This window comes from Burkholderia sp. Bp8991, from assembly GCF_003853795.1.
GTDB lineage: Bacteria > Pseudomonadota > Gammaproteobacteria > Burkholderiales > Burkholderiaceae > Burkholderia.
In genome coordinates this window covers 34249-46181 of record NZ_QTQJ01000038.1, presented here as the reverse complement: position 1 = coordinate 46181, position 11933 = coordinate 34249, and the positions used below count along the sequence as shown (strand labels likewise).

The 11933-nt window shown below is 67.9% G+C and carries 12 protein-coding genes; 7 read left to right on the top strand and 5 right to left on the bottom strand.

Annotated elements, in window-relative coordinates; all coding sequences use genetic code 11:
* The first annotated feature begins 47 nt into the window (after positions 1-47).
* Positions 48-524 carry a DUF523 domain-containing protein gene (locus DIE02_RS30515; protein WP_409364376.1) on the top strand — a complete coding sequence of 159 codons (477 nt, stop codon included), beginning with the start codon at positions 48-50 and terminating at the stop codon, positions 522-524.
* Between the two features lie 102 nt (positions 525-626).
* On the opposite strand, the gene pcaF is transcribed toward DIE02_RS30515, so the two are convergent.
* Complete coding sequence (gene pcaF, locus DIE02_RS30510; protein WP_124530128.1) at positions 627-1829, bottom strand: 3-oxoadipyl-CoA thiolase; 1203 nt, start codon at positions 1827-1829, stop codon at positions 627-629.
* A 226-nt stretch (positions 1830-2055) separates the two neighbouring features.
* Between pcaF and DIE02_RS30505 the strand changes: the two genes are divergently transcribed.
* A complete protein-coding gene (locus tag DIE02_RS30505; protein ID WP_185702670.1) occupies positions 2056-2844 on the top strand; it encodes an IclR family transcriptional regulator in 789 nt (262 codons plus the stop codon).
* Between the two features lie 238 nt (positions 2845-3082).
* Here DIE02_RS30505 and DIE02_RS30500 read toward each other — a convergent pair whose 3' ends face one another.
* Entirely contained in the window at positions 3083-4414 is a 1332-nt protein-coding gene (locus DIE02_RS30500; protein ID WP_124530126.1) for an MFS transporter, read from the bottom strand.
* A 63-nt stretch (positions 4415-4477) separates the two neighbouring features.
* Positions 4478-5668, bottom strand: coding sequence for a M20 aminoacylase family protein (locus DIE02_RS30495; protein ID WP_044845779.1), 1191 nt, complete (start codon positions 5666-5668; stop codon positions 4478-4480).
* A gap of 228 nt (positions 5669-5896) precedes the next feature.
* Here DIE02_RS30495 and DIE02_RS30490 point away from each other — a divergent pair, with 228 nt between their 5' ends.
* The 4 genes from DIE02_RS30490 (at position 5897) to DIE02_RS35695 (ending at position 8454) form a co-directional block, all read left to right on the top strand.
* Entirely contained in the window at positions 5897-6535 is a 639-nt protein-coding gene (locus DIE02_RS30490; protein ID WP_124530125.1) for a TetR/AcrR family transcriptional regulator, read from the top strand.
* 45 nt (positions 6536-6580) lie between these two features.
* A complete protein-coding gene (locus DIE02_RS30485; protein WP_124486143.1) occupies positions 6581-7564 on the top strand; it encodes an MDR family oxidoreductase in 984 nt (327 codons plus the stop codon).
* 85 nt (positions 7565-7649) lie between these two features.
* Positions 7650-8228, top strand: a complete 579-nt coding sequence (locus tag DIE02_RS30480; RefSeq protein ID WP_044845836.1) for a peroxidase-related enzyme — start codon at positions 7650-7652, stop codon at positions 8226-8228.
* A gap of 43 nt (positions 8229-8271) precedes the next feature.
* Positions 8272-8454: a hypothetical protein gene (locus DIE02_RS35695; protein ID WP_185702669.1), complete on the top strand. Its 183-nt coding sequence runs from the start codon at positions 8272-8274 to the stop codon at positions 8452-8454.
* Between the two features lie 53 nt (positions 8455-8507).
* Here the strand turns inward: DIE02_RS35695 and DIE02_RS30470 are convergent, their stop codons facing one another.
* The gene (locus tag DIE02_RS30470) at positions 8508-9383 is read right to left on the bottom strand and encodes an SDR family NAD(P)-dependent oxidoreductase (RefSeq protein ID WP_124486141.1); all 876 of its coding nucleotides are present in this window, start codon (positions 9381-9383) and stop codon (positions 8508-8510) included.
* A 186-nt stretch (positions 9384-9569) separates the two neighbouring features.
* Positions 9570-10148, bottom strand: a complete 579-nt coding sequence (locus tag DIE02_RS30465) for a TetR/AcrR family transcriptional regulator (protein ID WP_124486140.1) — start codon at positions 10146-10148, stop codon at positions 9570-9572.
* Positions 10149-10351: 203 nt separating this feature from the next.
* On the opposite strand from DIE02_RS30465, the gene zwf reads away from it, so the two are divergent.
* Entirely contained in the window at positions 10352-11827 is a 1476-nt protein-coding gene (gene zwf, locus DIE02_RS30460) for a glucose-6-phosphate dehydrogenase (protein WP_124530123.1), read from the top strand.
* Positions 11828-11933 lie beyond the last annotated feature (106 nt).

The window sequence follows — 11933 nt, the reverse complement described above, 5'->3', positions numbered from 1 at the left end:
TGCAGAACCCGCCGCAGCCGCCGGTCACGCCGAAGATCCTCGTCAGCATGTGCGTGCTCGGCCACCCCGTCCGCTACAACGGCTCGGCGAGGACCGCCGCGCATGAAACGCTCGCACGATGGCGGCGTGAAGGGCGTCTGGTGCCCGTGTGTCCGGAACTGGCAGGGGGATTGAGCGTGCCGCGTCCGCCCGCCGAGATCGCGGCAGGTGAATCGGGGCAACACGTGCTGTCGGGTGCCGCGCGCATCGTCGACGTGCACGGCACCGACGTGACGGCCCCGTTCGTCGACGGCGCGCACACCGCGCTCGCGCTGGCACGCGCGCACGACTGCCGCTTCGCGATCCTGGCGGACGGAAGTCCGTCGTGCGGAAGCAGCTTCATTTACGACGGGAGTTTTGCGGGCCGGCGGCATGCCGGTGCCGGCGTGACGGCGGCGTTGCTGCGCCAGCATGGCATCGAGGTGTTCGCGGATACCGAGATCGACGCGCTCGCGGCGCACATCGCGCGGCTATCACGAGGCTGAATGACGATGTGGCCGACACGACGATCTTCTCGTGCCGGCCACATCGTCCGGAAAGGCAGGGCTAAGCGGCGCGCATTCCGCGCGCTTCGCCGCATCGCGCGATCAGACGCGCTCGATCGCGATCGCGATACCCTGGCCGACGCCGATGCACATCGTGCACAGTGCGAAGCGGCCGTTGGTGCGATGCAGCTGGTACATCGCGGTCGTCACGAGACGCGCGCCCGACGCGCCGAGCGGATGGCCGAGCGCGATCGCGCCCCCGTTCGGGTTCACGCGCGGATCGTCGTCGGCGACGCCGAGCATGCGCAGCACCGCGAGACCCTGCGACGCGAACGCCTCGTTCAGCTCGATCACGTCGAACTGGTCGATCGTCATCCCGAGCCGCGCGAGCAGCTTCTGCGTGGCCGGCGCCGGGCCGATGCCCATCACGCGCGGCGCGACGCCAGCCGTCGCGATACCGAGCACGCGCGCACGCGGCGTCAGGCCGAAGCGCTTCGCGGCTTCCGCGTTCGCGAGCAGCAGCGCGGCGGCGCCGTCATTGACGCCCGACGCGTTGCCGGCCGTCACCGAGCCGTCCGGGCGCACGACGCCCTTCAGCTTCGCGAGTGTCTCGAGCGACGTTTCGCGCGGATGCTCGTCACGCGCAAAGACGACCGGGTCGCCCTTCTTCTGCGGAATCGTGACCGGTACGATTTCCTCGGCGAGCGTGCCGTCCTGCTGCGCACGCGCGGCCTTCTGCTGGCTGCGCAACGCGAACAGGTCCTGATCGGCGCGGCTGACGTTGTAGTCGACAGCGACGTTTTCGGCCGTCTCCGGCATCGAATCGACGCCATGCAACTGTTTCATCAGCGGATTGACGAAGCGCCAGCCGATCGTCGTGTCGTAGATGTCGGCCTGGCGCGCGAACGCGCTGGCGGCCTTGCCCATCACGAACGGCGCGCGCGTCATGCTTTCGACGCCGCCGGCCACCATCAGCGCGGCCTCGCCCGACTTGATCGCGCGCGCGGCCACGCCGACCGCGTCCATCCCGGAACCGCACAGGCGGTTGATCGTCGAACCCGGCACGCCCTCCGGCAAACCCGCGAGCAGCGCAGACATGCGCGCGACGTTGCGGTTGTCCTCACCGGCCTGGTTCGCACAGCCGTAGATCACGTCGTCGATGGCCGCCCAGTCGACGTTGCGGTTGCGCTCGACGAGCGCCTTGAGCGGCACCGCGCCGAGGTCGTCGGCGCGCACGCCGGAGAGCGCGCCGCCGTAGCGGCCGATCGGGGTACGAATCGCATCACACAGAAAAGCTTCGGTCATCAGTGTCTCCGGTCTCATGCAAGCTGGGAAGTGAGTGAAACGCGCCCCTTGCTTTGCCCGCCGGGATGCGCTTAAATGTTCTATATACGAACATACGATCGTGTATCGAACGTTCAACGCATCATAGGGAGTGCGGGGACGACCTGTCAAGCGCCCGGTCCGCCGTGCGGTTGGCGTGTCAGGCCCCATGCGCTATCTTCTCGGCTGCACGACAATCCGACCGTTCATGACAACCGAAGACATCCAGACGAAACCGGGCGACTCTTATGTGCAGTCGTTCGCGCGCGGCCTCGCGGTGATCCGCGCATTCGACGCCCAGCGCCCGGAGCAGACGCTCACCGAGGTCGCCTCGGCCACCGGGCTCACGCGCGCCGGCGCACGCCGGATCCTGCTGACGCTGCAGACGCTCGGCTACGTCGAGGCGGACGGCCGGCTGTTCCGGCTCACGCCGAAGATCCTCGAGCTCGGCTTCGCGTATCTCACGTCGATGCCGTTCTGGAATCTCGCCGATCCGGTGATGGAGCAGTTGTCCGCGCAGATCCACGAAAGCTGCTCGGCCGCCGTGCTCGACCGCACCGAGATCGTCTACGTGCTGCGCGTGCCGACCCGCAAGATCATGACGATCAACCTGTCGATCGGCAGCCGCCTGCCCGCGTACTGCACGTCGATGGGCCGCGTGCTGCTGTCCGCGCTGGACGACGCGGCGCTCGACGAAACGCTCGCGCAGAGCGGCATCCGCGCGCATACCCCGCGCACGATCACCGACATCGCCGAACTGAAGGCGACGATCGCACAGGTGCGCCAGCAAGGCTGGGCCGTGGTCGACCAGGAACTCGAAGTGGGCTTGATGTCGATCTCCGCGCCGATCCGCAACCGGCGCGGACAGGTGATCGCCGCGATGAACATCAGCGGCAACGCGCAGCGGCACACCGCGAAGCAGATGGTGAGGGAGTTTCTCGGGCCGCTGCAGCAGGCCGCGCAGACGGTGTCGGAACTGGTCGCGCGGCGCGGGTGAGCGGTGACTTCGCCCGCCGGATCGGCAACACGGTCATTCGCGCATATAAACGCGGATAGCGCGGATATAAAGACGGGCGGCATAAGCCGCCCGCTCAACCCTCAGACTCTGCTTGCAACGTCCTTCTCTCGGAACGCGGAGCTCCCTCCGCATCGCCCAATTTAAGGATGCGGCACAGCCCCGTCAATTTGACGAGAACGAAATTGCACCGCGTCGCTTCGGACAGCGGCATCCCGCATCAGTCCATCGACTCGCGCGCCGTCTCGCGCAGCATCGCGACCGCGACCAGCGACAGCACCACGCACGCGGCCACATAGCCGGCCGGCGCGAGCTTGCTGCCCGTCGTCTTCACCAGCCAGGTCGCGATCAGCTGCGCGGTGCCGCCGAAGATCGTCACCGCGAGCGCATATGCGATCGAAATGCCCGTCGCGCGTACGTGGCGCGGCAGCGATTCGCACATCAGCGCCATTTCGGAAGCCGACCCGAGCGAATAGAACAGCAGCATCAGCGCGGTCAGCGGCAGGATCACCGACAGCGTCGGATGATGGTTCATCAGCCAGAACGCCGGGAACAGCAGCAGCACCAGCACGCCGCGCCCGACGAAGATCGGCAGGCGCCGGCTGCCGAGGCGGTCCGACAGCCAGCCGAACAGCGGACACGTCACCAGCATCACGCAGCCCGACGCGACGCCGACGAACATCGACAGCTTCATCGGCAGCCCGAGCGTGTGGATCGCATAGGTCGGCATGTAGAAGGTCAGGATGTAGGTCGACACCGTGCCGCCCATCACCGTCAGCATCAGCAGCAGCACCGTGCGCGTGTGCTGAGAGAACAGCTCGCGCAGCACGCCGCGTTCGATTCCGTGGTGGTTGTCGCCGGGCGCATCGTCCGCGAGCCGGCGCCGCAAGTACATGCCCACCGGCGCGATCAGCACGCCCACGAGGAACGGCAGGCGCCAGCCCCAGCCCTCGAGCGCGTCCTTCGTCAGCGTGTTCGACAGCAGCGCCGCGAAGCCCGAACCCATCAGCGCCGCACCGCCCTGCGTCGCGAGCTGCCAGCTCGCGCGGAACGCGCGATGCGACGTGCCGCCCTGCTCGATCAGCGTGGACGTCGCCGCGCCGAACTCGCCGCCCTGCGAGAAGCCCTGCATCAGCCGCGCGAAGACCACCAGCAGCGGCGCGGCCACGCCGACCTGCGCGTAGGTCGGCGCGATCGCGATCAGGCCGGTGCCGAGCGCCATCAGCATGATGGTCAGGTTCAGCGCGGCCTTGCGGCCCTTGCGGTCCGCATAGACGCCGAGCACGACGCTGCCGAGCGGCCGCGTGAAGAAACCGGCGGCGAACGTCGCGACCGACAGCAAGAGCGACGTGGTCGGATCGCTCGACGGGAAGAACAGCTTGCCGATCAGCACCGCGAAAAAGCCGTACACGGTGAAATCGAAGAACTCCAGCCAGTTGCCGATCACGGCCGCCGCGATCGCGCCGCGCTTCGTGACGGCCGGCGCGCCATGCGCATCGGTTGCGGCGGCGCCCGTCGAAGCGGGGTGCAGCGCGAGATGGTCTTTCTGCATCGTTCGTCTCTCCTCTCAATGCGGCCGGAAGCGCCGGCCGCTCGTCGCGTGCCGCCGCCGGGGTTACTGCCCGAGGTAACGCTCCACGAGGCGCGTCCAGAACGCCGCGCCGATCGGCAGGTTGCGATCGTTGAAGTCGTACTTCGGGTTGTGCACCATGCAGCCGTCCTCGCCTTCGCCGTTGCCGAGCCGCACGAACGAGCCGGGCCGCTGCTGCAGCATGAACGCGAAATCCTCGCTGCCCATCAGCAGGTCGGCCTGCTCGACCACATGCGCGTCGCCGACCAGTTCGCGCGCGACCTGCGCGGCGAAATCCGTTTCGGCATCCGTATTGACGACGACCGGATAGCCTTCGATGTACTCGACGTGCGCGGTCGCGCCATAGCTCGCGGCCTGCGACTCGGCGAGCTCGACGATGCGGCGCTTGAGCAGCGCGCGCACGTCGGGGCTGAACGAACGCACGCTGAGTTCGAGACGCGCGCCGTTCGGGATCACGTTGTTCGCGGTGCCCGCGTGCATCGAGCCGACCGTGACGACCGCCGGCTGCGACGGGTCGACGTTGCGCGCGACGATCGTCTGCAGCGCCATCACGATGCTGGCCGCGACGACCACCGGATCGACCGTCAGGTGCGGCCGCGCCGCGTGGCCGCCGACGCCCTCGATCGAGATGATCGCCTTGTCGCCGGCCGACATGAACGGGCCGCGCCGCGTGAGGAACACGCCGGGTGCCGCGCCCGGATGGTTGTGCATGCCGAACACCGCATCGCACGGAAAGCGCTCGAACAGGCCGTCGTCGATCATCTTCTTCGCACCGCTGTCGACGCCGTGCTCTTCCGCCGGCTGGAAATACAGGTGCACGGTGCCGGAGAAATTGCGCGTCTTCGCGAGGTGCTGCGCGGCACCGAGCAGCATCGTCGTGTGGCCGTCGTGGCCGCACGCGTGCATCTTGCCGTGCGTGCCGCTCGCATAAGGCAGGCCGGTCGCCTCGAGGATCGGCAGCGCGTCCATGTCGGCGCGGATGCCGATGCTGCGCGTGCCGTCGCCCGCGCGCAGCGTGCCGACCACGCCCGTCTTGCCGACCCCGCGCGTCACCTGCCAGCCCCACTGCTCGAGCTTGTCCGCGACGAGCGCCGCCGTTTCGTGCTCCTCGTACGCGAGTTCCGGGTGGCGGTGAATGTGATGGCGGATCTCGCGCAACCCGCCGGCGGCGGGCATCAGATCCTCGATTTCGGTGAATCGGGCGTCGGTGGTCATCAAGCGGCTCCTGCTGATCGTCAGCGTGTCAGCCGCACGCAAACGGTGCGTGCGGGAAAGCGAGCCACTATAGCGAGCCGATATCGGTTCAATAAGATGCGGAATTTTTCACCGCGATAAGCTTTATTAATCAGGGTTAACGCGGGCAAAGGTCGTCGGCACGCGTTCGCCCGGCGCGATCGACACGCCCGCTATTGATTTTTGAGACGAACGGTCTATTATTCGCCCATGGACGTTCGAACCGATCCGCCGCGCCGCCGCGGCAGGCCACCGAAGCAGCACGAAGACCTCGTCGCGACACGTGACATGCTGTTGCGCACCGGGCTGGAGGTGCTCACCGAAAAGGGCTTTTCCGCCACCGGGCTCGACGAGATCCTCGGGCGCGCCGGCGTGCCGAAGGGCTCGTTCTATCACTACTTCGACAGCAAGGAGGCGTTCGGCCTCGAGCTGATCGATCGCTACGCCGAGTTCTTCGCGCGCAAGCTGGACCGTCATTTCAGCGAGACTGAAGCAACGCCGCTGGCGCGCGTGCGCGCGTTCGTCGACGATGCGCGCGACGGCATGGCCCGCTACGAATACAGCCGAGGCTGCCTGATCGGCAACCTCGGCCAGGAAATGGGCGCGCTGCCCGAGCGTTTCCGCGCGCGCCTGCGTGAGACGTTCGAGGATTGGCAGCGCCGTCTGGCCGACTGCCTGGTCGCGGCACAGCAAGCCGGCGAACTGGCGGCCTCGGCCGATCCCGCCGAGCTGGCCGCGTTCTTCTGGATCGGCTGGGAAGGCGCCGTGCTGCGCGCGAAACTCGAACGCAGCGACGTGCCGCTCGCACTGTTCGCACAGTTTTTCTTCGATGGATTGCCTCGCCGCTGAGTTTTTTTGCCATTAACTAGACGATCGGTCTAGAAAGGAGGACGGATGTTCCAGGGCATCGTGATCGACAAGGACGAGACCGGCCAGCACGCGCGGCTGCAGACGCTGGACGACGCGCAGCTGCCTGCGGGCAACGTGACGATCCGGGTCGGCTATTCGACGTTGAACTACAAGGACGGGCTCGCGATCACCGGCAAGAGCCCGGTGGTCCGCAAATTTCCGATGGTGCCGGGCATCGACCTCGTCGGCGAGGTCGAACACAGCACGCACCCGGACTACCGGGCAGGCGACCGCGTCGTGCTGAACGGCTGGGGCGTCGGCGAAACGCATTGGGGCGGCCTCGCGCAGAAGGCACGCGTCGACGGCGACTGGCTGGTGCCGCTGCCGTCCGCGTTTTCGCCGCAACAGGCGATGGCCATCGGCACGGCCGGCTACACCGCGATGCTGTGCGTGATGGCGCTGGAACGGCATGGCGTGCGCCCGGACGATGGCGAGATCGTGGTGACCGGCGCGGCCGGCGGCGTCGGCAGCGTCGCCACCGCCCTCCTCGCGCGGCTCGGGTATCGCGTCGTCGCCGTGACCGGCCGCCCGGCCGATGCCGACTATCTGCGCCAGCTCGGCGCGGTTGAGATCCTCGACCGTTCGCAGTTCGGCGCACCCGGCAAGCCGCTCGGCAAGGAACGCTGGGCCGGCGCGGTCGACGTCGCCGGCAGCCATGTGCTCGCCAACGTGTGCGCGACCACGCGCTACCGTGGCGTGGTGACGGCCTGCGGCCTGGCCGCCGGCATGGACTTCCCCGCGACCGTCGCGCCGTTCATCCTGCGCGGCGTGACGCTCGTCGGCATCGACAGCGTGATGTGCCCGCGCGCCGAGCGTCTGGAGGCATGGCGCAGGCTCGCGTCCGATCTCGACGTCGAGAAACTGGGCACCATCAGCCATCAGGTCGGCCTCGCAAATGTCATCCCGCTCGCCGAGGACCTGATCGGCGGCAAGGTGCGCGGCCGCATCGTCGTGGACGTCAACGCATGACGCCGGCGACGGCGACGCATCGTTTCATACCCGGCCGGCGGCGCGCGCATCGCGTTCGCCCGTGCCGCTTTATCCAGGAGACCGCATGACCGCTGCAGACCACGCGCCCGTCAGCCGCTTTCCGGTGCCCGCGCTCGAAGACCTGCCCGACGACATTCGCGAACGCATCGCGGCCGTCCAGGAAAAGTCGGGCTTCATCCCGAACGTGTTCCTCACGCTCGCGCATCGCCCGGACGAGTTTCGCGCGTTCATCGCGTATCACGACGCGCTGATGGACAAGCCGGGCAACCTCACCAAGGCCGAACGCGAAATGATCGTCGTGGCCACCAGCAGCGTGAACCAGTGCCAGTACTGCGTGATCGCGCACGGCGCGATCCTGCGCATCCGCGCGAAGGATCCGCTGATCGCCGACCAGGTCGCGACCAACTACCGCAAGGCCGACATCACCGCTCGACAGAAGGCGATGCTCGACTTCGCGATGAAGGTTTCGCAGACCGCGCACCAGGTGGGCGAAGCGGACTTCGACACGCTGAAGTCGCATGGCTTCACCGAAGAGGACGCGTGGGACATCGCGGCGATTTCGGCGTTCTTCGGGATGTCGAACCGCATCGCGAACGTGACGAACATGCGGCCGAACGCGGAGTTCTACGCGCTGGGGCGCTGAGGACCGCCGGCAACGGCGATCGCCGTCGAAGACCGGGGCGTGCATGCGCCCGGTCTTCCTCGGGTCGCCGCGCGCAATTGGCGTCGGCGTCGGCGTCGGCGTCGGCGTCGGCGTCGGCGTCGGCGTCGGCGTCGGCGTCGGTGTCGGCGTCGGCGTCGGCGTCGGCATCTGCATCTGCATCTGCATCTGCATCTGCAATCGGCAATCGGCAATCGGCAATCGGTGATCGGCGACGCGGCGCGACGCTCGCGCAAACCCGCGCCGCCCCGGCTCCCGGGCTTACCCGACCTGCTTCAACGCCTGCAGCCCATCGGGCAGCTTCGCGTCCGGGAACATCGTCGACAGCGTCGTATCGCGCCACCGCGCCGCCTCCTCTGCGCGCTGCGCTTCCGCCTGCTCGCACACGAACAGCGCATCGCCGCCGAGCAGCAAGCGCATCGGCACGTCGTCGCGACGCGACAGCTCGACGATCAGCGCCGCGATCCGCGCGGGATCGCCGACCTCGTGACCGCCGTACGCGCCGAGCAATTCGAGCATTTTCCCGACTGACGGCTGATAGTCGGGCAGCAGGCCGTCGACCGCACGCTTCGCCTCCGAGGCCCATTCGGTGCGCATCCCGCCCGGCTCCAGCGTGCAGACGCGCACGCCGAACGGCGCGACTTCCTTCGACAGCACGTCGCTGAACCCGCCGACCGCCCACTTCGCGGCCTGATACGCGGACAGGCCAACCGTCGCCGTGCGCCCGCCGACCGACGAAACCTGGAAGATGTGGCCCGCGCGCTGCGCGCGCATCGTCGGCAGCACCGCGCGCGTCAGGTTGACCACGCCGAACAGGTTCGTTTCGATCTGGTCGCGGAAGTCGTCGGCGCCCATCTGCTCGAACGGTGCCGTATGACCGTAGCCCGCGTTGTTCACCAGCACGTCGATGCGGCCGAACGCGTCGCGGGCCGCCGCCACCGCATGCTCCGCCGCCGCCGCATCGGTCACGTCGAGTTCCATCGGCAGCAGCCGGTCGCCGTACCGTGCTTCCAGATCCGCGAGCCGCGCGGGATCGCGCGCGCCGGCCACCAGACGATCGCCCGCCGCCAGCACCGCTTCCGCGATCGAGCGCCCCAGGCCGCGTGCGGCCCCCGTTACCAGCCAGACTTTCGACATTTTCCACTCCTCGACAAAGTTGAAATCAAAAAATGAATGATTACTCACTCATTAATATGGACGATGAAACGGTTGTTTTCGCCGCGCCTCGCCCTGCCTGAAACCGCCTTCCGTCGGTGCGGCAACGCCCGAACCCAAGGCGCCGCCGATCACCCGTCTTCAGCTTTCCGTCACGCCGATCGCCGCTTACACCGCGTGCAACACGGCCCACAGTGCGCGAAACCCGGCCTCGCGGTACGCATCGGCCAACGCCGGGTCGCGCGCGATCGACTCCATCGCCGTTTCCGCGATCGACGTGAACAGCGCCGCGCAGAACGCGTGCGCGTCGTCGGTCTTCAGCCCGCCCGCCGCGGCGACTTGCGCACGCAGCAACGCGCTGATCGCGCCGAAGCCTTCGGTACCGGCCGCGCGATGCGTGTCGTCGATACGGCCGCTCACGCCGAGCTGCTGCAGCGCGCGCCGCCCGTCCGGGTTCGCGACGCCCCACGACACATAGCCGTTCCACGCATGCCGCATCGCCTGTTCGGCCGGCGCGTGCTCCGGAAACCCGGTCATCATCGCGTCGCGCAGGCCGGCCTTCAGGCTCAGGTACAGCGCGTTCAGCAGCGCATCCTTGGTCTCGAAATAGGTGAACACCGTGCCTTCCGCCACGCCGGCGAGCCGCGCGATGCGCGCGGTGGTCGCGCCCGCGCCGTCCTCCGCGAGCGCGCGGGCGGCAGCGGCGAGGATGGCGTCGTGCTTGTCGGGACTGCGCGGTCGGGCCACGTTCGATTCCTTTAATGAGTGAGCACTCAATCATAATCACGCCAACGCTGGTCATGCAAGCCCTGTTACATACGCGGGAACCGATCCGCAATCGATCAAAAGCGTGCACTATTAGTGTTTTCACGTACTGGCGCGCCAACCCACCGGCGCCCGGCGCTCGCCGTTCGTTCCACGCTCACACCGCTTCAGACCGCGAACCACTCATGACGAATAAGCCCAACCAGACCGAAGCCGACCAACCCGTCGACATGATCATCTTCGGCGGCGGCGGCGACCTGGCCGCCCGCAAGCTGTTGCCCGCGCTGTACATGGCGCACCTGCACTGCAACCTGCCGCCGGAGACGCGCATCATCGCGGTCGGCCGCCGCGACTGGGGCATCGACGGCTACCGCAAGTTCATGGACGAGCAATCGCGCCCGTTCATCGACGACAAGGCCTTCGACGCCGACGCGTGGAGCCGTTTCCTCGACCTGTTCCAGTACGTGCTGATCGACGTGAGCGCGCCGGAAGACTACGCGCGCCTCGCCGAAGCGGCGCGCAGCGACGCGATCCGCGTGTTCTACCTGTCGACGTCGCCCGAGCTGTTCACGACGATCTGCGACAACCTGTCGGCCGCGCACCTCGTCGACGCGCGCTCGCGCGTCGTCCTCGAAAAGCCGCTCGGCCACGATCTCGCGTCGGCGAAGGCGATCAACGATGCGGTCGGCAAGCATTTCGCGGAATCGCAGATCTACCGGATCGACCATTACCTCGGCAAGGAAACCGTGCAGAACCTGATGGTGCTGCGCTTCGGCAACCCGATCTTCGGGCCGCTGTGGCAGGCGCCGAGCATCCGCAGCGTGCAGATCACGGTGGCGGAGACGGTCGGCGTCGGCAGCCGCGCGGGCTTCTACGATCACACTGGCGCGCTGCGCGACATGGTGCAGAACCACCTGCTGCAGCTGCTGTGCATCGTCGCGATGGAGCCGCCGGTGTCGCTCGACCCGGACGCGGTGCGCGACGAGAAGCTGAAGGTGCTGCGCTCGCTGCGGCCGATGGCGCTGTCGGACGTCGCACGCGACACGGTGCGCGGCCAGTACACGGCCGGCGCGGTCGACGGCCAGCCGGTCAAGGGCTATCTCGACGAGGAGAACGTGCCGGCGGACAGCCACGCGGAAACCTTCGTCGCGCTGCGTGCGCACATCAACAACTGGCGCTGGGCGAACGTGCCGTTCTTCCTGCGCACCGGCAAGCGGCTGCAGCGCCGCCAGTCGGAAATCGTGATCGAGTTCGCCGACATGCCGTTCTCGATCATCCCGACCGGCCCACGTCACTACAGCAACCGCCTCGTGATCCAGCTGCAGCCGGAAGAGTCGATCCAGCTGCAGATGCTCGCGAAGGAGCCGGGCAGCGGGATGAAGATGGTGCCCGTGAGCCTGAACCTCGACCTGCAGCAGGCGATTCCGGAACGGCGCGCGGAAGCGTACGAACGGCTGCTGATCGACGTGATCCGCGGGCGCCTCACGCACTTCATGCGCCGCGACGAACTCGAGGCCGCCTGGTCGTGGGTCGAGCCGATCCTCAACGGCTGGAAGCAGCTCGGCGACCGTCCGCGCCTGTACACCGCAGGCACGTTCGGGCCGGCGGCATCGTCGGCGCTGCTGGCGCGCGACAACATGTCGTGGTCCGAAGAGGCGTAAGAAGCGCCGCACGGGACGGCATGTCGGCGGCGCGAGCGCCGTCGGCGTGCCGGATCATATCGGCGCGCCCGCCGCGCACCGTCCGCCGCCCCGCCGTTCGCTTCGG

Coding starts and splice junctions, on each gene's coding strand:
- DIE02_RS30515 (WP_409364376.1), top strand. CDS start 48: ATGTGCGTGCTCGGCCACCCCGTCCGCTACAACGGCTCGGCGAGGACC.
- pcaF (WP_124530128.1), bottom strand. CDS start 1,829: ATGACCGAAGCTTTTCTGTGTGATGCGATTCGTACCCCGATCGGCCGC.
- DIE02_RS30505 (WP_185702670.1), top strand. CDS start 2,056: ATGACAACCGAAGACATCCAGACGAAACCGGGCGACTCTTATGTGCAG.
- DIE02_RS30500 (WP_124530126.1), bottom strand. CDS start 4,414: ATGCAGAAAGACCATCTCGCGCTGCACCCCGCTTCGACGGGCGCCGCC.
- DIE02_RS30495 (WP_044845779.1), bottom strand. CDS start 5,668: ATGACCACCGACGCCCGATTCACCGAAATCGAGGATCTGATGCCCGCC.
- DIE02_RS30490 (WP_124530125.1), top strand. CDS start 5,897: ATGGACGTTCGAACCGATCCGCCGCGCCGCCGCGGCAGGCCACCGAAG.
- DIE02_RS30485 (WP_124486143.1), top strand. CDS start 6,581: ATGTTCCAGGGCATCGTGATCGACAAGGACGAGACCGGCCAGCACGCG.
- DIE02_RS30480 (WP_044845836.1), top strand. CDS start 7,650: ATGACCGCTGCAGACCACGCGCCCGTCAGCCGCTTTCCGGTGCCCGCG.
- DIE02_RS35695 (WP_185702669.1), top strand. CDS start 8,272: ATGCGCCCGGTCTTCCTCGGGTCGCCGCGCGCAATTGGCGTCGGCGTC.
- DIE02_RS30470 (WP_124486141.1), bottom strand. CDS start 9,383: ATGTCGAAAGTCTGGCTGGTAACGGGGGCCGCACGCGGCCTGGGGCGC.
- zwf (WP_124530123.1), top strand. CDS start 10,352: ATGACGAATAAGCCCAACCAGACCGAAGCCGACCAACCCGTCGACATG.